At 54.2% G+C, this 24,483-nt stretch carries 20 protein-coding genes; 7 read left to right on the top strand and 13 right to left on the bottom strand.

Features of this window, described 5'->3' with window-relative positions:
- Window positions 1-12: 12 nt before the first annotated feature.
- The 3 genes from D9N13_RS24110 to D9N13_RS24120 all read right to left on the bottom strand — a co-directional run bounded on the left by D9N13_RS24110 (window position 13) and on the right by D9N13_RS24120 (window position 4,103).
- Window positions 13-915, bottom strand: coding sequence for a carbohydrate ABC transporter permease (locus tag D9N13_RS24110; protein WP_290594724.1), 903 nt, complete (start codon window positions 913-915; stop codon window positions 13-15).
- Window positions 909-2,207, bottom strand: a complete 1,299-nt coding sequence (locus D9N13_RS24115) for an ABC transporter substrate-binding protein (RefSeq protein WP_317622551.1) — start codon at window positions 2,205-2,207, stop codon at window positions 909-911. Before D9N13_RS24115 ends, D9N13_RS24110 begins: the two co-directional genes overlap by 7 nt.
- A 135-nt stretch (window positions 2,208-2,342) precedes the next feature.
- A complete protein-coding gene (locus D9N13_RS24120; RefSeq protein WP_290594725.1) occupies window positions 2,343-4,103 on the bottom strand; it encodes a diguanylate cyclase in 1,761 nt (586 codons plus the stop codon).
- Between the two features lie 365 nt (window positions 4,104-4,468).
- Here D9N13_RS24120 and D9N13_RS24125 point away from each other — a divergent pair, with 365 nt between their 5' ends.
- Window positions 4,469-5,320 carry a metal-dependent hydrolase gene (locus D9N13_RS24125; protein ID WP_290594726.1) on the top strand — a complete coding sequence of 284 codons (852 nt, stop codon included), beginning with the start codon at window positions 4,469-4,471 and terminating at the stop codon, window positions 5,318-5,320.
- Window positions 5,321-5,421: 101 nt separating this feature from the next.
- Here D9N13_RS24125 and D9N13_RS24130 read toward each other — a convergent pair whose 3' ends face one another.
- Both D9N13_RS24130 and D9N13_RS24135 read right to left on the bottom strand, forming a co-directional pair.
- Entirely contained in the window at window positions 5,422-6,084 is a 663-nt protein-coding gene (locus D9N13_RS24130; RefSeq protein ID WP_290594727.1) for a VWA domain-containing protein, read from the bottom strand.
- A gap of 11 nt (window positions 6,085-6,095) precedes the next feature.
- Complete coding sequence (locus tag D9N13_RS24135) at window positions 6,096-7,649, bottom strand: hypothetical protein (protein WP_290594728.1); 1,554 nt, start codon at window positions 7,647-7,649, stop codon at window positions 6,096-6,098.
- A gap of 302 nt (window positions 7,650-7,951) precedes the next feature.
- Here D9N13_RS24135 and D9N13_RS24140 point away from each other — a divergent pair, with 302 nt between their 5' ends.
- On the top strand, window positions 7,952-8,557 hold the full coding sequence (locus D9N13_RS24140) for a hypothetical protein (RefSeq protein WP_290594729.1): 606 nt from the start codon (window positions 7,952-7,954) through the stop codon (window positions 8,555-8,557).
- Window positions 8,558-8,573: 16 nt separating this feature from the next.
- Here the strand turns inward: D9N13_RS24140 and D9N13_RS24145 are convergent, their stop codons facing one another.
- Complete coding sequence (locus tag D9N13_RS24145; protein WP_290594730.1) at window positions 8,574-8,993, bottom strand: MarR family winged helix-turn-helix transcriptional regulator; 420 nt, start codon at window positions 8,991-8,993, stop codon at window positions 8,574-8,576.
- 424 nt (window positions 8,994-9,417) lie between these two features.
- Here D9N13_RS24145 and D9N13_RS24150 point away from each other — a divergent pair, with 424 nt between their 5' ends.
- The 3 genes from D9N13_RS24150 to D9N13_RS24160 all read left to right on the top strand — a co-directional run bounded on the left by D9N13_RS24150 (window position 9,418) and on the right by D9N13_RS24160 (window position 12,742).
- Window positions 9,418-10,179, top strand: a complete 762-nt coding sequence (locus tag D9N13_RS24150; protein WP_290594731.1) for a sulfite exporter TauE/SafE family protein — start codon at window positions 9,418-9,420, stop codon at window positions 10,177-10,179.
- Between the two features lie 173 nt (window positions 10,180-10,352).
- On the top strand, window positions 10,353-11,141 hold the full coding sequence (locus D9N13_RS24155) for a response regulator (RefSeq protein WP_290594732.1): 789 nt from the start codon (window positions 10,353-10,355) through the stop codon (window positions 11,139-11,141).
- Window positions 11,138-12,742, top strand: coding sequence for an ATP-binding protein (locus tag D9N13_RS24160; protein WP_290594733.1), 1,605 nt, complete (start codon window positions 11,138-11,140; stop codon window positions 12,740-12,742). The genes D9N13_RS24155 and D9N13_RS24160 overlap by 4 nt, the downstream gene beginning before the upstream one ends.
- 27 nt (window positions 12,743-12,769) lie before the next feature.
- Here the strand turns inward: D9N13_RS24160 and D9N13_RS24165 are convergent, their stop codons facing one another.
- From D9N13_RS24165 to D9N13_RS24180, 4 genes are all read right to left on the bottom strand, one after another.
- Window positions 12,770-13,825: an MOSC domain-containing protein gene (locus D9N13_RS24165; protein WP_290594734.1), complete on the bottom strand. Its 1,056-nt coding sequence runs from the start codon at window positions 13,823-13,825 to the stop codon at window positions 12,770-12,772.
- A 69-nt stretch (window positions 13,826-13,894) separates the two neighbouring features.
- Window positions 13,895-15,214: a DUF1302 family protein gene (locus D9N13_RS24170; protein ID WP_290594735.1), complete on the bottom strand. Its 1,320-nt coding sequence runs from the start codon at window positions 15,212-15,214 to the stop codon at window positions 13,895-13,897.
- Window positions 15,214-18,381, bottom strand: coding sequence for an outer membrane lipoprotein-sorting protein (locus D9N13_RS24175; RefSeq protein WP_290594736.1), 3,168 nt, complete (start codon window positions 18,379-18,381; stop codon window positions 15,214-15,216). The genes D9N13_RS24170 and D9N13_RS24175 overlap by 1 nt, the downstream gene beginning before the upstream one ends.
- Before the next feature lie 84 nt (window positions 18,382-18,465).
- The gene (locus D9N13_RS24180; RefSeq protein ID WP_290594737.1) at window positions 18,466-18,885 is read right to left on the bottom strand and encodes a MarR family winged helix-turn-helix transcriptional regulator; all 420 of its coding nucleotides are present in this window, start codon (window positions 18,883-18,885) and stop codon (window positions 18,466-18,468) included.
- 200 nt (window positions 18,886-19,085) lie between these two features.
- Between D9N13_RS24180 and D9N13_RS24185 the strand changes: the two genes are divergently transcribed.
- Both D9N13_RS24185 and D9N13_RS24190 read left to right on the top strand, forming a co-directional pair.
- Window positions 19,086-21,200 carry a TonB-dependent receptor gene (locus D9N13_RS24185; RefSeq protein ID WP_290594738.1) on the top strand — a complete coding sequence of 705 codons (2,115 nt, stop codon included), beginning with the start codon at window positions 19,086-19,088 and terminating at the stop codon, window positions 21,198-21,200.
- Window positions 21,201-21,215: 15 nt separating this feature from the next.
- Entirely contained in the window at window positions 21,216-22,283 is a 1,068-nt protein-coding gene (locus tag D9N13_RS24190) for a PepSY-associated TM helix domain-containing protein (RefSeq protein WP_290594739.1), read from the top strand.
- Here D9N13_RS24190 and D9N13_RS24195 read toward each other — a convergent pair.
- The 3 genes from D9N13_RS24195 to D9N13_RS24205 all read right to left on the bottom strand — a co-directional run bounded on the left by D9N13_RS24195 (window position 22,270) and on the right by D9N13_RS24205 (window position 24,187).
- Entirely contained in the window at window positions 22,270-23,037 is a 768-nt protein-coding gene (locus D9N13_RS24195; protein ID WP_290594740.1) for a penicillin-binding transpeptidase domain-containing protein, read from the bottom strand. The two genes, D9N13_RS24190 and D9N13_RS24195, sit on opposite strands and share 14 nt — an antisense overlap.
- A gap of 125 nt (window positions 23,038-23,162) precedes the next feature.
- Window positions 23,163-23,762, bottom strand: a complete 600-nt coding sequence (locus D9N13_RS24200; protein WP_290594741.1) for a hypothetical protein — start codon at window positions 23,760-23,762, stop codon at window positions 23,163-23,165.
- A 74-nt stretch (window positions 23,763-23,836) separates the two neighbouring features.
- Window positions 23,837-24,187 (bottom strand): hypothetical protein, encoded by a 351-nt coding sequence (locus D9N13_RS24205; RefSeq protein ID WP_290594742.1) that lies wholly within the window; start codon window positions 24,185-24,187, stop codon window positions 23,837-23,839.
- Between the last annotated feature and the right edge of the window lie 296 nt (window positions 24,188-24,483).

The raw sequence follows: 24,483 nt of genomic DNA on the forward strand, positions 1-24,483 counted from the left end.
ACTGTTGCCATCTTATTGCTCCCGCCCTACTCGCGCCAGCGTGAGATACACCACGGTGAACAGTGCAATGATGGCAAAGATCAGCGTCGATGCCGCCGAACCAAAACCCAGGTCACCAAAATCAATCAATTGCTGGCGGGCATACACCGACATGGACATGGTGTCACGGTTGTTGCCACTCATAACGTACACCAGATCAAACACCCGTAACGCATCCAGCAGGCGAAAGATAATCGCCACCATCAACGCCGGTTTCAATAACGGTAAGGTAATACGAAAGAACACCGTCAGGGGATGCACACCATCCACCCGCGCCGACTCATAACACTCTTTGGGTAACATCTGTAAACCTGCCAACAACAGCAGCGCCATGAACGGCGTGGTTTTCCACACATCCACCAGAATGATGGACAACAAAGCGGTATCCGGTGATGCAGTCCAGGCAATGGGGTGCTGCATCAGGCCCACGCTCATCAGCATGTGGTTGATCACACCAAACACATCATTGAACATCCAGTTCCACATTTGCGCCGACACCACCGTGGGGATGGCCCAGGGGATCAATATGGCCGCCCGCAATCCGCCACGCCCCCGAAACTGCGCATTCAAAGCCAGGGCAATAATCAATCCCAGCACGGTTTCCAGAAACACCGACACCACGGCAAACACCACCGTATTCCACACCGATGCCCACCAATAAGGGTCCTGCAACAGAAAGGAGAAATTATCCACGCCCACAAACTGTGCCGCCTCGGGATTGATCAGGCTGGCGTCGGTAAAACCATAGGCGATGGTTTTCAGCAATGGCCAGCCGGCCACCAACGCCAACACCAGCAACATAGGTGCCAAAAACACCCAGGCCCAACGCACTCGACGCCGGGTCAAACGGGAATGTGAGGTTGCCGGTTTCACCATTGCTCCCCCCGTGACAAGCGGATCAGTTTTTTCTGCAACGCGGCCAGGGCAGGGGCCGCTGCTGATTTGCCACTGAGCACGTCATGCACCGTGTAGTAAAACTCCGCACTGACCCGGGCATATTTGCTGCCGGTAACGCGGGAAGGGCGCGCCACTGCATGTTCGAAGGAATCATACAGGGTGCCGAAAAACGGCACCGCGGCCAGCACTTCCTGATCCTGATAAAGGGCCTTGATGGTGGGATTATAGGAGGCCGCAATGGCCCGGCGTTTTTGCTCTGCATAACTGGTGAGGTAACGCACCAGATCCGCCGCCAGCGCCGGGTGGCGTGAATAGCGCGACACCGCCAGCTGCCAGCCCCCCAGGGTGGCACTGGGATGCCCCTGGTCACCGCCCCTGGGTAACGCCATCACACCGATGCGGCCCCGTATGGGGCTGCCTTCGGCATTACCCAACGCCCAGGCGTAGGGCCAGTTGCGCATAAACACCGCATTGCCGGACTGAAACACCCCACGGCTGGCTTCTTCGTCATAATTCAGTACGCCCTTGGGGGCAATATCGCCAATCCAGCTGGCCGCCAGATCCAGGGCAGCCGCCGCCCTGGCGTTATCCAGGGTAACCTTGCCCGCGCTGTTCACCAGGGTGCCGCCGTTAAAACTGTCGATCCATTCCAGGGCATCGCAGGTGAGGCCCTCATAGCCCTTGGCCTGAAACACAAAACCCTGCATGCGGGTATTTCCCGCAGCGCGTTCTGCGTTTTGAATAATCCGCGCGCTTTCGGTGAGCTGCTGCCAGGTTTGCGGGGGTGAGCGGCCGTATTTCTGCAACAGATCCTTGCGGTAAAACAACACACCGGCATCGGTGTACCAGGGTATGGCCACCAGTGCGCCGTCTATGGTGTTGTTGGTGATCATGGTCTGGAAAAACTGTTGTGTGAAGCGGCCATCAATATAGGAGGATAGATCCACCAGATGGGGCGCAAAGGTACCGGGCCACACCACATCGATCTGAAAGATATCAATATCCGGTGAATGGGAGGCCAGAATCTGTTGGTACAAGGCAAAACGTTCTGTGGAGGAATTGGGGGTGGCCACCACTTTGACCGGGGTACCGGTTTGACGGGACCAGGCTTCCACCCCCTCCTGACACAGCCGCAACTGCACACCCAAGGCGCCACAGGAAATGGCCAGGCGGGCAGGTGCTGCCGCCGCAACGCTGTTGCAGTAAAATACCCACAACATTATTACGCTGGCGGCCAATAAGGAATGGCCACGACCCTTCATGGCAGTCATGGCATGTGCGTCAGTGCGTAGCAAACCATGCACAAAAACTACCACAGATCACGGGTGCTTTGAAAACCCGTCATGGTTTCTCGCTGCTCCGGTCACGAACCTGGCCCGGCCTGGCCGTGTTTATTAGCCCGCAGATTAACCCTCAACCCGGTTACGGCCATTGTGCTTGGCCCGGTAAAGCAGGTCATCAGCCGCTTTTAGCAGCGCCTCGGTGGTGTTGTTCTGGCTTGGAATGAAACTGGCCACGCCGATGCTGACCGTCATCACCGCCTGTTGTTGTCCATCACTGACTTGATGTTGACCAATTGACTCGCGAATTTTGTCCGCAACATGCAGTGCGCCCTCCTTGTCAGTATTCGGCAACAGTACGGCGAATTCTTCACCGCCGTAACGGGCAGCGCTATCCGGCGGCCGCCGGATCGTATTGGCAATCAGTTGGGCAGCCTGGGTAAGACAGAGATCACCAAAGGGGTGGCCATACTGATCATTGAGTTGCTTGAAATGATCAATATCCAGCAACAACAGTGACAGAGGCTTTTGCTCACGGCAGGCGCGCTTAAACTCATGGGCAAACAGCTCATTAAAATGACGGCGGTTCTTCAACCCGGTTAAGCCATCGGTGGTGCTCAGTTCCATCAGGCGTTCATTGGCCGCCTGCAACTCGTTTGTACGCTCCTGTACCCGACGATCCAGATCGGCGTTCAATTGCCGCTGGGTTTCCAGCAGCTCTCCCTGGGCTTGCAGCCGCAACTGCCGATCCAGATTCATCCGGTACGAAAGGGCAAAGGCGTCCATCAGACTCAACAATACGATTCCAACATAGGCCGCTCCTTGCGTGACCGGTGTACCGGCGATCACACCGGTATTGGCGAGGGTAGTCACGGCGAAACCAAACGCCCCGAAGGCTCCACCCGCCAGAATGTATTTTGCAATCGGATAGCCATCCAGCACACGGCGAATCTGAGCATAGGTGAGTACCGATATGGACACGACGATCAGCAGCAGAACCGGTTTTGCCATCCATCGGTGCGGTGCGAGTAGGCTTGCCAGCATCAACACGCAGGCTATGCCGGCGATGCCATACATCAGTTTACCCAGGCGCGGGCGGGCGGAGGGAATCCCCAGAATGCCATTCATAAACAGGGTCGAGAACGTTTGCGCTCCCGCCATAGACACCAGAACAAGGGTGTCGTTGATGGTCACCGACTCGGTCCAGATATAGGCAGCGGCAACCCCTTGCAAACCGCAGAACGTACCCAACAGGAACAGATTGAACAGAGAGTAGTGGAGGAAGGCCAGCTCCCGCACACTCAAAAATATGATCAGGTGGTAGATCACCAGCGCGATCAACAAACCGTACAGCACACCCTGCATGATGGAGAACGGGTGATCCTGCTGCAGGAAGGCGTCTTGTTCCCATACCACAATGGGTAGCTGCAGGCCCGTTTCGGATTGTACGCGGATGAGAATGTCGGCACGGGTATCGGCAGGTAGAGACAAAGGCAACAGTAGATGGGAATGGAGCATCTGGCGCATGTAGGCAGGCTGGGCATCCCCCAACCGTTGCTGTTGCTGGTAACCGTCACTGCGCTGGATGTAGATAACCAGTGAGTCTATCATCGGGAACTGGTTATCCAGCAACAGTTGCTGATCCACTCCGCTGCGGTTGTCGACACTGAAGCGCAACCAGAACACAGAATCCGAAAATCCGAAATTCACCTCGTGGCCGTCAAAGGTCTGCCAATTGTCACGCTGGCGCACCGCCTGCGCGGTAAGGCCGGTGGATTCATCTTCCATATAGTCCATCCCGGGCCCCAGCCATTGCGAGCGGAATCCGGAATCCACGGTGACCGTTAAGGCAAACGCATTGCCGCTGCAAATCAGGGGTATTAGCAATAAACAAGCTAATGCGTTGAAAAATCTGAGGATAAACATTCGAATGATTGCGAACTCGAGCAGAGTTATATATCTCTAAAGAGTAGCAGTTATTCCCGTTTTACCCGCATCTGGGGCTCTGGCGAGGCGGACAATCAGAGTGAGGTCAGCCAGAGTCGGGTCAGCGGGGAATATCCGACGGCATTGCGCTTATAGAACAAAAAGCCACCCCCCTTGACCAATCGGTCCGGTTGATTTGGGTCATCATTTTTCTACATTGCTCTATGTAACAGTTGTCAATGTTACATAGAGCCTGCACAATCAAGGTCATAACAACAATATGTACGCAACCATCCAAGCCCAACCAACCAAATGGAGCTGACCCTATGACCAGCCTGATTGATCCCATTCGCCGTAATCTGAAGTTTGGCCTGCCCAAAGACAAAGCTCTGACCTGGAATCCCTCCGGACTGCATGTGGTTCAGTTCTACAACACCCTGTCCATTTTTTTCCCGGCGGGGGAGCGCTTCTTTATCCAGAGCGTGCGCAACTACCGTGAAGAAATTACCGATGAAAAGCTGAAGGCCCAGGTATCGGCTTTTATCGGCCAAGAGGGGTTTCATACCCGTGAGCACGAGGAATACAACGACGCACTGGCCCACGCCGGCATGCCCATAGAGCAGCTGGACAAGCTGGTGGTGATCGTGTTGGACACGGTGAAAAAATTACCCCGTTCAGTGCAGCTGTCGGTGACCGTGGCGCTGGAACATCTGACCGCGGTACTGGGCGACACCCTGCTGCGCGACGAGGATCTGTTGAACGGTTGCGACCCGCACTTCGCCGCCATCTGGCGTTGGCACGCGCTGGAGGAAACCGAACATAAAGCCGTGTGCTTTGATGCCTATGAGCAAGTGGTGGGTACAGGGGTCAGCGCCTATGCCCTGCGGGTGTTTGCCTTCGCCATGGCCAATATTATTTTCTGGAGCCTGTACACGCCCTTTTACGTGCGCATGCTGTCGAAAAGCGGCGGCCTGTTCAATCTGAAGGGTTGGGGTAAGCTGGTGAATTTTGTCGCCGGCAAGCCCGGTGTGCTGCGCCGCATTGCGCCGGAGTGGCTGGACTTTTTCCGCCCCGGCTTTCATCCCTGGATGCACGACAACAAACATTATCTGGCCCAGGCCGATGATCTGGTTAAAGAGGTAAAGAGCTTTCAGGTTAAATCCGTAAAAGCCGCCTGATCACTCTGCTTATGCCTGGTGATCCACCTTGTTTCATTGAGCGGCCGGCCCGTTACAACTGACTGGCCGGCCGCTTCGTTCAACGGCGCACAGTTCATCTGTTACAGTGGATCGGTGGTATTGAGGCCGATCAAGGTATCGAGGCGATCAAAGTCATTCACCACGCGCCAGTCACCACCGCCTTCCACCACCCGTTTCTGCCACAATCCCAACCGGTTGATGTAATCCCTGGGATCGATGTTGTCTGAACGTAACTTGGTAACGTTAAGCGCCACCACATGGATACCGCCCAACTCCAGTGGGAAGTTGCGTATGTGGCCCTGCTGCAGATCTTCCGCCAGATCAGAGAACACCAGCACATACTTTTGCCCGGCACCGGTTTCATTCAGAAACTCCGTGGCCTGCAGGATGGCGCCGGTGATATCGGTATGGGCGCTGCCGGTGTTCACCGTTTCCACAAAGCGATCCATGTGGTGTTTGAAAACCCGCTTCTGATTATTCGCCATGCTCGGGCGTTGGTCGAAGGTGGCTTTGGCGATGACATCCTTCTCACTGAAACTGCCACTGTCGATGCGGGCCACGGCAATGGAATCACCACTGTCCAGCGTCGCCAGCAGATAGTTAAGAATGGCCTGCGCCTTGTTCAGCTCCTCGGTATAGGTGCCGGAGGTATCCACCAACAGGAACACCGCTGTGTTGCCGGGTTGGGGCTGCCCACAGGCGCCCAGCATCAGCGTCAATGCTATTACGTATATGGCTTTCATCGTGTTTCTCCTCAGTTCTGCTGGGCTGCCAGATCCGTATCTGGCGCTGCTGTTTTGGTGCGGCGACGGCTGGCCCTGGGTTTGTCGACCAGCTGAGATTCCGGCGCCGAATCAGTCGGTTCGGCGGACAACACAACAGGCTGTTCAGCGGAACCTGCAACGCGGCTCTCGTGCCGTGCGTTGATCCCCTGGCGCACCAGTTTTTCCAGGCTTAAAGGCACGGTAATCAGCATGTCGTAACCGAACACCAGCATCTTGCTCAGCTGGTGGGCCACACCCCCCACCAGGCGCAGGCAGATGATCAGCGTGCGCAGCACGGCCACCGTCATCACACCCAGCACGGTGCGTGAGGCATGAATGAACGACTCCAGGGGAATGGCAACGAAGGCCAGGGCGAAAGGCAGAATAAAGCCCATGACCATTTGCCCGATGGACGGAATCCAGCGGAACTCCGCATTCAGTGCCGACACACCGGCCAGCGATTGCTTGAGCGCTTCACGATCCAGGGCCAGCAGATCCCGCATATAGGCCAGCGACGCTTCAATGCCCGCCAGAATAAACAGAATGCTGAAGGTGATCACCATCATGCGCTTGCGCATCTTGTCATCCATGTGCGCAATCACCGGAAACAGTTTGGTGATGCGCAGGCTTTCCAGCAGGAACAAGCCCATGGCGATCTCCACCATGATGATCACCAGGGCGGCGATGTCGGAGGTTTTAAAACCGCCGGTATAGCTGTTGCCGCCCACCATTTCCGCCATGGGCATGGCGATCAGCTGGAAGTTGATCAGGCCGCCCATCACTGCCACCAACAGCACCAGTCCGGAAATAAAAAACTGAGTCATGGATGAAGCCATCAAGGCGCGGGCAATACTGTCTTCGTTATCGCGAATGGCTTCGTAGTTGGCCATGTGTTTGTCCACTGCATCGGCCCGCTCCTGGGTGATGGCCACCACATCCTTGGTTTTACTCAGCTTGCCGGCCAGGGCCCGCCACTGGGGTTGCAGGGCACTGAGCAGGCGGTGCCGTTCCGCACTGGACTTCTGATAGGCTTTTAACGTCTCTTCGTGTGCGCTCACCACTTCATCCTGAATGTTCTCCAGAATGGAGGACACCACCGGATCCCCTTGCCTGGGCAGTTCGGAAATGGTCTGCACCACGCTGAGCCATTCCGGCGGCAGGGGCGGGGCATCGGTGGCGGCCTGATAATCGTTTTCCAGGCGTTCGATGGCATCGGTCAGCTCCCGATGCAGGGCAGGGTAATGGCTCAAATCCCGCGCCACAATCTCGTTGATGCGCACAAACTCACGCTCGATGAATTTTTCGGTGGCCTCCCGCCCCTGGGCCAGAACAATCTCCCGGTTGCGCTGCAGCGCTCGCTGCTCAAGGTGAGCAACCGCACGGGCCGCGCTGCGCATAAAGCGGTAGATGGCGCGGCCCGTGCTTTTCAGTAACTGGTGGGCCGGCTCCCGGGCCAGGTAAAGTACGGTGACCAGCAGCACCAGCCACACAGCCAGTGAAATCGCCGGCCGCTGGGACCAGAGCAATAACAGTTCGTTTAACATGACAGACTCCTCAAATCAGTATTTTCAATGACGCACTCACGGGTGAGCAGCGCCCTTAACGAGGATTGTTGGCCACGCTGGTGAATAATTGGTGAGTTTTTATTGAACAGTTCACAGATGTGCAAATTGCTTGGCGGGTCACAAAGCGTTCATCAGGCCCGATACGGCAGGCCAAACCGCAGGTTGTAAAAAAACCGAAAAATTTTCGTTTAAGAATGTGCTTAAGTTGGGGTTTGCAGAGCCACGCTGGCTGCTATGATCCTGCATCTCTACCATCAATCTTCATGAACAAGGGAGTGGACATGAAAGTCAAATGGGAAGACATTGCAAAATACTATGGTTGGGATATCAACGAACACAAGCATGAGCTGACCACCGCGTTGAATACAACCCACGCTAAAATCGCCTGTAATTGGATCGATCGTTTTCCGAAAGCCTACAGCAGCGGCGAGCATGCCGAAGCCAAGCTCCTGAACGAGGAATTCTGGCAGAAAACCGTCCCTTCCGCTATGCAGGCATCCATAGGATCCGGTATGCAAGCTCTGGTTACACTGATCATTAATCGAAGCCCTTGCAGCAGCTGTTGCGGGAAGCTGGTTGATGCATTGGATACATTAAAAAGAAAACACCCGTTCGTGGCAGAAGAGAACAGCTTTTTTCTGCTCGCAATGCGAGGGAAGTATAAGTCAACGACGGATCAGGACTTTGCATCCCTGGTGGATGCGGGCTGGAGTTTGGGAACACTGGAGGTCAACGTGGAAAAATACACCGATCCCAAGAGCAAAGAGGGCCTCTCCAGTGCCGGTATAGCGCTGCAAACAGCACTAACCGAACGCAAAGTCTTTGTGGATGGTCATCCCCAGCGAATTCAAAACATTAGCGGAAGTTACTGGGCGCTTGGCCATTAGCCCAGTATATCCCCCGTTATATTTCCTGAAACAGCTGCGCTACGGTCTCGATTTCTTTCACAGTCCAGCTCTTGAGTTTGTTTTTGGAGAAGTCGGCGAATCCCACCATGGAATCCCGGTAAAGTTGCTGCCCGGTTTGCGTCAGTTTTACCAGACTCTGGCGCGCATCCCGGGGATTTCTTTCCTTATCCACAATCCGGTTTTTCTCCATGGGCGCCAACAGGCGTGTGACACCGGACGCGGTAATACCGATGCTGTCGGCCAGATCAGTGCGCCGCATCATGTGCTGAGGTGACCCGTACAAATGATGCATGATCAGGAATTCAGTGAAACTGATGCCCTGATACGACAGGCAGATATCGATCTGTTTGTGCAACTTGGTGGTGATGGCCGCATGCTCAATCAGAAACTTAATCTGCGGTGATATTTTGTTCATAACAGCGTCCTTGAGATATGCTTGAGTAGTCAAGGATAAGACTGTTTAGTTGAGTGATCAAGTATTAGTTTTGCATTTTTCTGTGCCCTTGCTGGCAGGGCTTTTTCCGCACCAAAACGGTAAAAGCCTGCGTATGGGTCCCTGCGGTTGTGCAAAAGACACCTTCTGACCATTCACCGAAATCTCTAACCCACTGAATTTATTAAAGAACTTATAGCTGGCACTGTTTCTGCACTAACCGTCATAACGGGTTATAACAGGTAAAGATAGGTCAGGCATGAACGATTACGCGCATAGAGCATCTGTCATCCCATTGCCTGCGTTACCTGTACCGGGCGCCAATTGCTTTTGATATTACCTATGCAGCGGTCTCACCCTTGCGCTAGCCACCTACCCGAAAGCATACGGGGCCTGTAGGAACACCATGAGCAATGAAGTTCTAATGATCGTCGTGACTTTTCTGGCCGCTGTCGTGCAAACCTCAACGGGGTTGGGCTTCGGCATGATCGTGGCGCCCATTCTGCTGACACTCTACCAACCCATCGACGCCATCCAGATTACCGCCGTGCTGACCCTGCTCATTGCAATGTCGGTGATACCGATAAATCTAAAGAGAATCCGGTTCAAAGAACTGAAATCCCTGTCCGCCGGCAGCGCCGTGGGGCTGATCAGCGGTAGCCTGTTGCTCAAGCTGGCGCCCATCAACGGCATTCGCATTGCCGCGCTGATGATTCTCGGTTACGCACTGTATAGCTATACCCGATCCCATTTTGACAAATACCGCAAACACCCCACCGGCGCCACTCAAAACCTGACCCTCAAGGGCAGCGTTGGTTACGGCTTTGGTTCCGGCTTAATGGGCGCGACTCTGGCTATGCCCGGCCCCATGGCGCTCATCTACCTGCGCAAGAAACGCATCATTCCCGAAGATGTAAAAGCAACCGTGTTCGCCTTGATGGTGGGCTCCTACAGCTTTGTCATTTTACTGTCCATCGGTTTGAACGGTATTTCACAGGACGCCATCTGGGGTGTGGCCATCTGCACGGGTTCGACGGTGATCGGTTTGATCGCGGGCATTTATTTATCCAACTTCTTATCGGATGTACTGTTTGACGTACTTACCACCGCCATGATGTGCATATCCATCTTAACCCTGGGCATGAAAACCCTCGAAACCCAATTTTAGGAGTGGAAAAGGTGCAGCGTTAATGGACGCCTACAGGCGATACGGTTTTTATGTGAACGGTGGCGCACAGATTGGTTTTAGACACCCATAAAGCCTGATTTTTAGCTAGGCTGGGAATATAGTATGGATTAATCAATCAATTCCAAGCGGGCGAATTTCCCTGTGGAGTACGCATGGCTAAGCTGTTTTGGGTGGAGGACCAATCCCATTGGATCGACCGTTTTTCCACTGTGTTGGAAAACGCGGACCTGGACGGCGCACCCAACCACCTGGAGATCTTTAAGTTCCCGGAGGCCGCCAAACAACGGATAGCGCTGATGAGCGATGAGCATAAACCGGATCTGGCTCTGCTGGATGCTCATATGAACGGTTCAGATCAGGCAGGCTTCAGCGTGTCCCGGGCCTTACACAAAAAATGGCCCGACTTACCCATCCTTTATCTGTCAGAACACAGTGGCACCGAGATCGAAGAGCAAGCCATCACCCAAACCGATGCCGAGGATTTTATTGCCAAACACCAACGCAACATTGAAGCCGTACTGTGTTGGCGCATTAAGGCGGCGCTGAAAAAACGCCAATCCCGAGAGGAGGGCAGTACGGCAATTCTACGCAGTGGCAGCCTGGCATTGAATACCGAAACCTGGGAGGTATTCTGGAGGGGTGTGAAATTAATGAACCCCCATAATCCAAAGCGCCCGCTGGCACCCACCCCACGTAAAATTCTGCGCCTGCTGGTGGAATGCAGCCCGCGCCCACTGAGCACGGAACAGATCGCCGACTTGCTCGATGCGGATCTGGAACGTTTTTCCTACGCCAATTACCGACAGCACATCAAAACCCTGCGCAGGGCATTCGCCGCCGCTGAAGGCGACAGCGGTGAATTTGCCGAGCTGTGTCAACAGGGCCGGGGCATCGCCACCTTTGGTGATGCCCACGCCTATTTCTGGAAAAGCGATCAATGAAGCACAGCGCCAGCCACCGCCGGGTTAAAACCCCCTATCCCCTGTTGAGCATTCTGACCGCGTTTCTGCTACTGGGTTATTTTTACCTGTCTTCACAGCCGGACCTGATTCGGTTCTACGCCATTCCGGCCTTCATGCTGCAAGCACCTGTTCCGGAGGTGTTGTGCGCGGTGTTCGCCCTTGTGGTGTTGCTGGAGCTGCGCAACGTGCAAATCCAGCGGCAACACCAACAGAGCATCATGCAACGGGTGGAGGAGCAGATCGAAGAGCTGCTGGACACCAAAAAGCAGCTTCACGCCAAAGCCCACGTGTATGCCAATCATGCCGAGAAACTGAAACTGTTCATCAGCGACAAATTATTGGAATACATAGAATACGATGAAAAGTTTCTGCACTTCAAAAGCATTGCCAGCGAGGTACGGCACAACGGCGTGATCAGTTACGATAAGCTCACCACGCTGTTGGATCAGCAACTGAATGCGGTGGGCGTTGTTGATCTTGAGGAAGTGGAGCGCCTGCAGGAGGCCCGCGACAGCCTGCGCTATCTATGGGATCTGCTGGATCTCTCCACCGCCGATAATATTGCTCTGCATATTGCCAATCAGGTGTGCGAAAGCGAAGAGATCATCTTTCAATCCGAACTGGACAACAATCAGGAAAGCATACCGGAGCGGCCGGTGTTTGCACCCCGTGCTGCGTTGGTGAAGGCTCTGCAGCGCTGTTTCGGCAGTACGCCGCAGTGGTTGGATGATACGACATTGCAGATGCCCGAACACGATTGGGTGTGGATTCAGGCTGCACCCACTGACGACCTGTTGGGGAATGAGAACCACATTGTCCTGGCACTGGAGAACCTGATCAGCAATGCCCAGTTTTTTACCGGCAGGGTCAATTCCCGCAAAGTGGAAAAACGCGCCCGCATCGCTGTGTTGCTGGATCAGCAGCAGGGCTATATTCGCTACCAGATCTACAATCGCGGCCCGCACATCAACGACAACGCCGCCCACCAGCTGTTTCAGCTGGGCTATTCCACGCGCCGGGCTAAGGAACATCATGGCAAGGGGCTGGGTTTGTATTTCGTCAATGAGATCATCAAAGGGTACGATGGCAACATTGCCTTTTCCAACATCCATAACAGCAGCGATGTGTTGTCCCTGCGCATCGAAACCGACAGCGGAGAAGTGATCACCGAGGTTATTGAACTGGTAATTGAGGAGGATACTCCCCTGTGCCGAAAATCCGGCAGTGATGTGGCCGCCCGCCAATTGGACTGGGTGGTCTTCGGCAAGCTGGTGTCTTTAGAGATTACCCACCAAAGTGATCAGCAAACCCACCGCCAGCTGCATGAAGCTCTGCAACGGGGAACGCTATACGATCCCGGCCGGCAAGCCCTGCCCCGTTGGCAAATGCAAATGGAGTCCAAACGCAAAAAGTCCACAGACCTTATTTTCAAACCACTGGATTGTGCCGGAGTGTTGTTCGAGATCAATCTACCCGGTTTGAATGCGCGCCTGGAAGGGGACCTGTTAACCCCCAACGAGGACGACATGGCACGTCAGGTGGACATGATATCCAGCCGCTTTCAACGTTTGTCGGACTGAATAATCTTTTCCGGGTCCGGCGCGCTATCAGGGTTTCAGCAATCGATCCACCAGATTCAACAGGCCGTGGCTCACCGTGTTTTTGGCGCGGCCGGAAACGGCTTGGACACCTCTGGCCAGGGCCGAGCGGGGTACCGGTTGCCAGCGCACCTGATCACCGACGTTGACCGTGCCGGCTTTGATGACGGTGGCATTCACTCCGAAATGCCGGTTGGTGTGGCGATCGATGGCCCGCAGCACCCGGCTGTCCTTGCCGGCTCCCTGTTGTGGCTGGGCCGGCATGGAGCAACGCACGGTGCGGGATTCCACGGCAATCACCAGCTCATCACCGATGTGCAACTTGCCGCCCACCCATGCCACATCATCAAATCCGGTCACACCAGCCTGACTTTCAATCACGATATTGGGCCGGAACCGATGGGCGCCAAAATCCCCTTCCGGTTCAATCTGCTGCATCTGCTGCAACGCACCGGTGGTGATCAGATGCAGCGGATACACATCGTAATAACGGCCCAGGGGCGTGGAAAACAACATCAACTCGCTGAGTAGTTTCCACGATATGGAAGAGAAGTCCGGCAGGTCTTTCGAGGCGAACATGCGTTTCATGTCCTTGCTGCCCATCACAGAGCGCAATCGATAGTGTTGCCAATGGCGTTTTGGCTGCAGCGACCACAGGGACACCGGCTTGCCCAGTGCGGTGGACAGCCGTTGGTTGATGTCCGGGTCAGCGGACTGTGCGCTACTGCCGTCGGGGAAGGTAATACGCACATCGGGAATCCTGTTATCCCTGACCGGGGCAACATACTCCGCGGCAAATAACAGTAGCTTGGGCAACGTGCGCACCACGGTGTTTTCGTTATTCTCCTCGTCACGCACGATCCAGCCTCGGTCCCCCAACATACCGGCCCTGGTGATGATTGCCGAGTCGGTTTGCTGGCCCACCATGGACTTTACCGGGTAATGCCAGAGTTGTTGGATACGGCCCACCACACCGGGCGTGGGGCCGGGCGTAGGGCTGAGTGCAGGGCTTGGCGTGGCGCCTGGTATGGCGGGCCGCGCGTTTGATGGTTCGTGTGCTGACATAGGGATTAATTCTGTTGTTGATGGCTGAGCGTAAGCCCATACCCTATCACAGGTTGTGGTCGGCGGTGCTCAAAAGCCCGCTTCGAATCCCATCACCCAACGATCCGTATCATCAAATTGCCCAAACTGGCCATCCTGGTTGCCATAAAACACATCGACCCCGCTCCACACCCGCAGCGTATCGGTGACCTGATAGTCCACCTTGAACCGTACCTGGCCGTCCTTGTCTTCATCGCTGTACAACACAAATCCCTCCAGCTCCAGGGTTTCATTCAACAGCGATCGCCGCAGCAGAAATGTGTGCTGCTGACGCATCCGGTCACGCACCACATCCTGTTGATAATTGCTGAGGGTGCTCTGGAACCATTGATAACTCAAAAACCAATCGGTAAAGCCACGGTAATCCAGCCCCAGCACCGAGCTGAACTCCGCCGTTTCTGCAATACCGTCAGCGTCAAAACTGTCGCGCAATTGGTAGCTGGCGGTACTGTAGCCTGCCTCCATCCGCACCACCCAATCCCCGAAGGCATTGGTGGCCGTGGTTCCGTACAGCCTGGTGGGTTCATACTCCGGGCTCACTTCGATTGCGCCTGCTTCCAGGCGGCGGTAGATGACGGGCAGATCCTGATAATGGTTAAGGTAGTTCAGCGTCAGATCCCATCCGCCGTAGAACAGTCGGTAGCGGGCCCCGAATTCAACAGCGTGGTGGGGCCGTTGCACCGCCTGCACCACAACAGGCACAGGTGCCGCACCCAGGGCCGGCCGGTATTTGGAACTGGTCACATAGTAGGGGGTACCGGCATCCGCCAATTTGCTGTAGGTGGCATCCGGGATCAGCAACAGTTGCAGGGTTGCATCATCGCTGACATTGAATTCGGCATTCACCGTCCACAGGGCAATGCGGGAATCCTCAAAGGTATCCAGGTTGAACTCACGGTAATCCTGGGGATTCACCACATCCAAAACCTTGAGGCCGTCGGCCTGGCCCCACACCACCTGCTGTTTGCCCACACGCCAGTAACCATTCCACGCGGCAACATCCAGGTAGGCTTCCGCCAACTCCAGCACACCTTTCTCATTGGCCACCAACGGGCCATTGACGGAGGAATAGTTGGCCTCCTGGGGATCATCGATGTACAGGTCACTGTTCACCGCCAACACCAGTTTGGGAATCACCGTATACTGCACTGCGGAATTCAGCTGGCCGCTGATCTCCGTTTTAATCAGGGTATCGTTTTTCTGTAAACCGGAATCCGTCAGTGCCGCCGCCAATTCCGTTTCCAGTACCGTAGTAACACGCGGTGCGCCGAGCGCCGGTGCGGCAATAACCGCCGCACCCACGCCGAGCCAGACGCAACGCATCAGATTGCGGGCCGGGAACAGAGTCATCACAATCCCCGCTCCAGGGTTCGCCGGGTAAAGAGGTCATCCCGCACCGGCGTCTGATAATCCACGTTGGAAAACTCAAACCGACTGTGGTGGCCGGTTTTGTGATTGTGAACCTCCAGCTGATGCTTGGTCCAAATACCATCCACCTGCTCTATGTTGGTGGCGGTATAGGTTTTCAGAGGGCGGTCTTTCAAATCCCAATAATCGGTTTTGACAATAATCCAGTTTTGCGGATTGACCCAGATCAGGCTGCGACTGAACCCCAGCTCTTCTGCAATCTGTTGATTGCGGGTGGTGGCGGCTACCTTATAGGTTTCAATCTGGCGCCCACCCAGGGCGATGGTTTCCCGCCCCAGGGTTTCAAAGTTGAAATCCTGCTGCTCAATCTTGCCGGACTTTTTGATATCCTCGTAGGTGAAGTCGGTTCCCAGAAAATAATCACCGCGATCAGAGGCTGAGATGCGGCGCACTTTGCGCAGAGCGGGCAGATACAGCCATTGATCATCCTCGGTTTCCAGATCCGGATAGTCATAGGTTAAAAACCCGGTGTCTTTCACGTTGGTGGGCCGTTGATAGATCAACAGGGTACGTTTTTCCTCACCAAAATACTTACGAAAACTCAGCGCCTTGCGTTCCCGCACTTTGCCGGATTTATCGGTCAGGGTCATATGCAGATCACTGATGGCGTGTTGACCCTCCGCCACCTGATTGATGTTTGCCACAATGGTGGCCCCGTCCGGCAACGGGCTGGCCTGCACCGGTTGTGGTAATGCGCTCCACAGCAGGCCGGTGACGGCCATCAGCGCCACCATCTTGGCCAGCGCCACACTACCGCCCGATGTTTTGTCTTGTGCCGGTTGGCCATACAGAAAGGCTGGTTTCAATACCAGCACCAAGGCGGGCAGCAACACCAGTGACGCCACAAAGCTCATGGTGACCGACAACACAACGATGATGCCGAAGTTGTTCAACGGAACCACTTTAGACAGAATCAACACACCAAAACCACAGGCCAGCGCCAGGTAATTGAATAACAACGCACGGCCGGTGGAAGCGTATAGTTTGGACACCAGCTCCTGGCGTTCAGGCACCTGGTGTTTGAACAGCGCTTTTAAACGATCCAGAGTATGGATGGCAAAGTCGATACCCAGGCCAATGGCCACTGAAGCAAACATGGAGGTGCCGATACCCAGATCGATACCAAATACCACCATGGTGGTGTACACCATGAGGATGGACGTCACCACCGGCAGCACCGCCAGCACACCGGCTACAGCCGAGCGAAACAACAACGCGGACACCAACAATACAAAAGCCAGGGAGATCCCCACACTCACAAAGTGACTGCGGCCAATGTCTTTCAACCAGTGGTAGTTCAGATTCACCCGACCGGTAAGGGTTGCCGTAACATCACCGCCATCCAGATTCTGGCTCAGGTAACTTTGCAACGACTGCACCAGCGGTGCGGTTGCCACAAACTCGGCGGTATCCAGATAAAAGCGCACGTTGGCGAGGCGGTAATCGTAATCCACCACGTTATCAAAATCCGTGGGATCACTGCTGGCGGAATACAACAGCAGGTATTGCGCCGCCAGTTCTTTGGTGGCCGGCAGCGCATAAAATTCGTCACGATCCTCGTTCAGGGATTTGTTCATTTGTTTCAGAAAATCCACCAATGACATGGACCCGTTGATATGGGGCAGGGATTCGCCATAGGCCTGCAATGCCTCTATTTTTGCCAGTACCCGGGGATCAAACAGGCCTTCCTTGGTGTTTGTTTCGATCACCACATCCAACGTATTGGTGCCTTGCATATGGCGATTGATGGCCTGGTCGGCCTGGAATATGGCTTCGTCAGGGTGGAAGGTTTCAATGCGATCATCGTTGACTCTCAGTTGCGTGCTTAACCCCAGGCCCACCAAAGCCGTCACCAAAAACACCGCTACGGTGGTGTGGGCGTAACGGGTGGCAATACGCCCCATTACCATCATAAAACGGGCAAACAGATCGTTGCTGCTGGCCTGCTCCAGTTTGATCCAACGCTTGCTGACCTTGGGTTTGATCAGAACAATGGCCGCCGGCAGCACAAACAACGAATAGAACCAGGCTATCAATACGCCGAAGGCCGTGAACAAACCAAAATATTCAAACGGCGGCATATATGCGGACACGTACAGCCCGATGAATCCCGCCATGGTGGTCAGGGTGGTCAGGGTCACCGGCCAGGCCATAACCACCACCGCTTCCTCAATGGCGCGGCGCGGCGAATAGTCCGGATGTTTGGCCAACAGTTCGTAATAAGTGCTGAAAATATGGATGGAATCCGCCACCGCCATACCGATCAGAATCACCGGCATGGCGTTGGTGATCACATAGAACGGTACACCGCTGTAACCCATCAACCCCACGGTCATCAGCACTGCGGCGGCAATCACCAGATTACCCAGCAGGGCAGGGGCAAAGCGCCGGAACGCCACCACCAGCATGATGGTGATGATCAATCCCGCCAGCGGGTTCAGACGACTGGCATCCTGATCGATGTATGCCCCAAGGTAACCCAGCACCGCCCCTTCACCGGCGGTGTAGATTGCCACCGTACCCGGCACAGGCTGTTGCTCGATCATCTGCGCCAGGGACTGATAGGTTTGTTCTGCCTTGGCATCGTCGTACAACTCGGCGATGATCAGGGTCATGGCTCCGTCTTCCGCCACCAGCAATCCGTTATACAGTGGAAAATCCTGCACCGCCTGCCGGATCGCCTGGGGGCCACCGTCCTCCAGCAGTTCCATAAACGGGAACACATCCATGCCGCTGCTGTTGCCCACTATATTGTTCTCCGTGGCCAGGCTCATGGTGCGGTCTTCATTCACGTTCGGCAGTGCGTTCACTGCGCGGGTCAGGGTGCTCACCAGGGCCAACACCTCCCCATCATAGATGCCATCATCCCCCTGGCTTTCGATGGCGATCACCACCGGATCACTGATGCCGAACAGCGCCCGCGCCTTGTTCTTGTAGACCAGTGCCGGGTTATCCGGTGCCAGAAACGCGTCGGCACGGGTGTCCTTGAATACTTTGCCCAAACCCGCCGCCAGCAAGCCCAGGCAGAGCAGGCCGATCAGGACGGTGGATTTGGGATACCGAATCCCGGTCAGAATAAACATTCTCATGATGACTCCCTATATAGATGTATATGCATGTATAAGTTCCAAATAGAGCGCGGGGTTACCGCGCTGAGGGATGCAGGTTAATGCTCAGGTTTTCATTTCGATCAACGCACTGGAAGCGGCCAACAGCTGTCCGATGGCGTCAGCTCCCAACTGTTGTTCCACACTCTTTTGTGCCAACCGCCATTGTTTTTCGGCCCGCTTGAACAGGGCCTTGCCACTCGCAGTGAGCGAACACAGCATCACCCGGCGGTCGGCGCTGTCCGGTGTACGCTCAATATAGCCTTCCCGCAGTAATGGCTTGAGGCTGCGGGTCAAGGTGGCCTGATCCACCAGTAATGCCTTTTCCAGGGCCTGCTGCGAGCAGCGCTTCATGTACCAGAGTGAACGCAACACGCTGAACTGGGTCACCTTGATGCCGCATTCATGCAGGTAACCGTTGTAATGGCTGGTAAGCACGCGATCAGCCTGGCGCAACTTGAGATTAAAACAGGGTTCGATGTTCATGGTGCGGTTTCCGGTTCAACATACTTTCCATTTAATATGCATATGCATCTATTGTCAAGCAACAGCGATCAATCGGGATTATCCCCACCGCCCAACAAATACTAACATTTACCATTTGCAAGTAGTTATCATTTGCATTATGGTATCCATCTTTGACTAATACTTGATCTAATTTGCTATGTCCGGGGTTCATTATACTCATGCCTAAACTTCACCAGATATTGCCCACACTGATGTTGTGTACGGTCGCATCCGACCTGTTCGCAATAGAAGCCACCACACTGCAACCGGTTACCGTCAGCGCCGACCGCACCGAAAAACCCATTACCGCCATCCCCCATACGGTGAAAGTGGTGGATCGGGAACACCTGGACCAGCAACTTGCTGTCAGCTCCAGTCTGTTGGACAGCCTGAGCTTTCTGGTACCCAGCCTGACCCCGGCACATCAGAAAATGAGCAGCAATGGCGTTACCCTGCGTGGGCGCACACCGCTCTATATGCTCGATGGTGTTTCCCAATCCACCCCACTGCGCAATGGCCAACGCAGCGCTTTCACCATTGATCCGGCTTTCATTGATCGCGTCGAAATCATCTACGGCGCCAACGCCATTCAGGGCGTGGGTGCCACCGGTGGCGTCATCAACTACGTCACCATCGATGCACCGCAATCCGGCGCCTGGTTGAATAAAGTGAATGTAGAGGTGACCTCCGACAATTTCGAAGGGGATGGCACTCACTACAAAACCAGCGCCCTGACCGGTAAGCAATTTGAACGCACCGATTTTGTGTTCGGCGCCTCGTATCAGGTGGAGGATTTGTACTATGACGGTAATGGTGATCCCATTGCCGTTGACCCCATTCAGGGTGACATTATGGACAGCCGCACCTGGAACCTGTTTGCCAAGGGAGGCCTGGATCTGGATGAACACCAACGTCTGGAGATCATGGCCAATTATTTCGACATGGATGGGGACGGTGACTACTTCGTGGTACCCGGTAATGCCGCAGAAGGCGTACCCGCCACCTCCGAAGCTGGGCCCGGTGAAGGGGATCCAACTTACAACGAAGCCAAAAACCTGTCCCTGACCTACACCCACACAGACTTGGCCGCAGGAAAACTGACGCTACAGGGATTCTATTATGATTTTTACGCCCTGTACGGCGGCGGCACCTTCGGTTCATTCCAGGATACCTCCATCGCACCGGACGGTACGCTGTTCGATCAATCGGCGCTGAGTTCGGAAAAGTACGGCGCCAAGTTGACCTATGTCCGGGACAACACCTTCTGGAACGGGTTTCAGGTGGCAACCGGGGTAGACTACCTGCGGGACAAAACCTACCAGGAGCTGGCGCAAACCGGGCGCATTTGGGTGCCTGAAATGATCTTCAAGGGCTGGGCGCCCTTCCTTCAGGTGGAACAACGCTTGCTGGACGATCGCCTGCGCTTATCCGCCGGTGGCCGTTATGAAAATGTTGAACTGGACGTGCCTGATTTCACCAGCGTGGCCAGTGCCGGCAACACCTTTGTGGAAGGAGGCACCCCGGAGTTCGACGAGTGGCTGACAAACCTGGGCGCCGTGTTCGAAGTGGTACCGGGATTAAACCTGTTTGCCTCCTATTCTGAAGGGTTTGACATGCCCGATGCGGGACTGATTTTACGTGGCGTAAGTACCCCGGGCCAATCGGTAAATGAACTGGTGGACCTGCAGCCGGTGATCGCAGACAACACTGAGATCGGATTCAACGCAGGCCTCGGCAACCTTGATCTGGCCGCCAGTTATTTCTGGTCGGATTCCGATTTCGGCTCCCGCATCCTGGTGGTCAACGGCATTGGTGAAATCACCCGCCAGAAAACCGAGATCGAAGGTTTTGAACTGGCTGCCAACTATTATTTTGAATCGAATCTGGTCACCGGTATTGCCTACAGCAAATTGAAAGGCCGTTTTGACAGCGACCAGGACGGCTCCCTGGACAAGGATCTGGACGGCCGCAACATTGGCCCGGACCGGGTGAACCTGTTTGCCGAGAAACCCATTAGCGAGCGGTTGTTCGGACGGATTCAATACTCCAAATTGCTGGACAAGAAATTCAAGGGTGGTTTGCCGGAGCATGATTTCGAGGGTTATGACCTGGTGGACCTGATCCTGTCCTATCACGATGAGCAAATGGGGGAATTCACCCTGGGGTTGGAAAACCTGTTAAACGAAGAGTACATCACCTATTATTCGCAAACTTTGACGTACGTGAACGATTCCACCTACTTTGCTGGCCGAGGCCGAACCATTACCCTGGCCTGGAGCAAAACATTCCATTAAGGTCTGAGCCAGGCAGTGCTGAGAACATTACATAAAATCATCGGACTGACACTGGGGGCAATCATGACCGTGATTGGCCTCAGTGGCAGTCTGTTGGTATTTGATCATGCCATTGATGACCGAATTACGCCCCAGTTGCGTTCCCTGTCCACCTCATCTGCTGCGCCACTTCAGCTTGCTTTAAGCAACGCCATTGCGGCCGCACCGGATAATGCCGTAGCCACTCGAATCGATCTGGCCCGCGGTCCGGGCGCACCCCACATGGTTCGCTTTGCCTGCCGCCCGCCTGACGATTGCACAATAGAAGCCAGCATTGATACCGCCAGCGGCGCTGTGGTTGCCCTGCGCCGCTGGGGCGAGTACCCCATGAGCTGGCTGTATCGGTTCCACTACACACTGCTGTTCGGTGATTCCGGCAAAACCCTGGTGGGCAGCATGGGAATCATTCTGCTGTTTTTTCTTGGTAGTGGCATCTATCTGTGGTGGCCACGCAAGACGCTCCGCATTCGTGCTGGTTCCAGCATACGCCTGATGCGGGAGCTGCATCAGGTGGTGGGCGTCGTTGCCGCGCCGGTGCTGTTGATCTGTGCGCTGACCGGCATCACTCTGGTGTTCTACAGCCAGGTTCATACGGCCGTTGACTTTTTTGCACCCGTTGCCGCCAAACCACAGTTCCACGTTAGCCCGGCGGGGCAACCAAAGACCATCGACGAACTGCTCAACAGCGTACAAACCCGGTATCCAGCGGCCAGCGTGAAACGAATCTACCTACCACGTCGGGCCAGTCAACCGCTCCAGGTGCGGCTGAATACGCCGGATGAGGCCTGGAGCAATCATGGCGCCAGCGTGGCCTGGATCAATCCTTACAATGGCGAAGTGATGGGCTTCTGGAACGCAGGCAAATTACCACCGGGTAATACCTTACTCACCTGGGTGTTCCCCCTGCATAACGCCGATGCACTGGGGTTTGCCGGACGTATTCTATGGGTAGTGGCGGGCCTGTTACCCGGGTTACTGTTCATCAGCGGCCTGCTATTCTGGTGGTTGAAAAAATGCAGCAAGGCCGCGCTTAAGGCGCAATGATATTGAGCTGCCGGAATGCCTTCATCACCAGTTCACGGCGCAGGGGCAGGTCCGCTTCTGATGCAATGTGCAGGTGATGTGCAAACAGCCAAACCCCGGCATCATCCTGCAGGTAACCCACATACCAGCCATCCTTGCCTTGCCAACCGGTTTTCGCCCACAGTCGGTAACTGTCGTTATCTTCCATGAGCATAATCTCCTTGAGCACCTGATAGTTCCGCGGCTGGATCATCTCAAGGCTTTGGTTGTACACCTTGCGCAGGAACGCGATCTGCTGACGCACTGAAATTCTCAAATCCCCTTCCAACCAAAAGGTGGTTACATCACTACCGGTTTTCTGATTACCATATTGAAAGGCCTGCAGATACACCGGGTAGGTTGATGGACCAATCTTGCGGGCAAAGCGCTGATAACACCAAACACAGGATACCTTGAACGCGCTTGCTAACGTTTGATCCTGGTTCCAGGGTGCGTAACCTCGCTGGACACCATCCCAGGGAATAGGATCATCGGCATTGCGGATGATGTTTTCTTCCAACGCGATGAGTGTATTGGGGATTTTGAAGGTGGATGCCGGGATATAACCCGTAGTCACATCATGGGCGTTATGGGCGTATTCCTGTTTGCCATCCAGGGACTGGATCATAAGCGTTCCCTCCACACCGGCTGCCTGGTAGAGGGGTTCTAACATCAATTGGGCCGCATTGGTAAGTGTGGCTGTCAGGGTCAGGATGGTAAAGCAAAGTATTTTCATAGATTGATTCTTGTTTGAAAGTATTCTTCCCATATCTTAGCGTGATCGGGCTTGTTTTCCATTAATGGCGTAAAGGTGCATTTGGCTTTCGAAGTAGCAAAATTCAACAGAGGTTAACCACACCGCTACCCAAGTCCACTCCAATCGAGACACCATTGCTTTCTACTCTTAACCAACAGCGAATCAATCTCTAACTTCTTAACACTGAACTCAAGCTGATAACCACGTTCGAACTGTTTCCAATATGTTGCACGCCAAGATGTTACGCCCTCTATATGATGCACTTCTGCAAGTTTTCTAAGCTGCTCCCGGATCTCTTCCAGCAATGCTTTATTCAGTGCACCGAGCCTGAATGCTTCCCCCCCACTATCTGTTATTTCCATATCAACCGATAAAAAGCGATTCCAATCCGGTTTGAATGCACTCTCCCAAAGCTTACCACCGGCCGCGGAGAGACAAACCTTCAAATCCAATATCTCACCGGAAACATCATCCCCTTCATGCAATCGGAATGACGTTCCATCATCCCCTTCAATGTATATTAACCCTTTCCCCTGCAAACCGCTGATCTCACTTACCAGCTCCCGGGTTGATAACCCATGTGGCGACTTATTGAACATCGCATCAGCATCCTCGCTCGCAAGTTGCCTGATTGTAGCAGGCAACTCAACAATATAATCGAGCAACAATAAAGCCACTTTGTTAATCACCGATTGATTCACCATATCGCTTTGTACTTAGTTTTCAACTCAGGGCTAACTGACAAGCACGAAAATGAAATCGAGGAATAGACGAACAATCAAAATCGAGTAATTCGCTCAGCTAAGACGTTAACCCCTTCAGGCTTTTGCGCATTTAAAGATCTGAATATTTGCCTTGCTTCCTCAGCTATAAACAATTCGTATTCTTTTTCCGTAGGAATGCGCTGAGCCACTTCCTCCCATTCTTGCATTTTGTTAAATGAACTTAGCCTGACTCCTGCAGGAACCTTTGATTTTTTAATCCTATCGATACTTTCTGCAGTGACGGTTGCAGCCTCGGGACCGAGCAAAAGCACAACATTCTTATCATCCAATCTGTCAACTTCATACCAAAATCGATCAAACGATTCTAGGGTAAAATCATCAAATTGTAATTCAATAAAGTTCACTGCATTCTCCAAAGATCGTTATCGGGCGGCTGGACTGCTCGGATAATCTAAATCAATAAGCGCTTTATCAGAGCGGTTATCTGGTGTTCAGCTGCCCCAGGTTTTTTGATGGGATCAGATTGAACATATCGTCCGCCTGGTCGTCGTCAAAATTTCAGCAAGAAACATTGCCGCAAGATCAACCAACATCCTAGAGAGGATACCATTCCAATAAAACCCATACTCACGACATCGCTTAATTGTGCTGAGCTTGGTAATCGTATGATCACAGCTACCAATACTCCAATTATCAATCC

It is taken from the genome of Ketobacter sp. GenoA1 (genome assembly GCF_003671475.1).
Taxonomy (GTDB): Bacteria; Pseudomonadota; Gammaproteobacteria; order Pseudomonadales; family Ketobacteraceae; genus Ketobacter.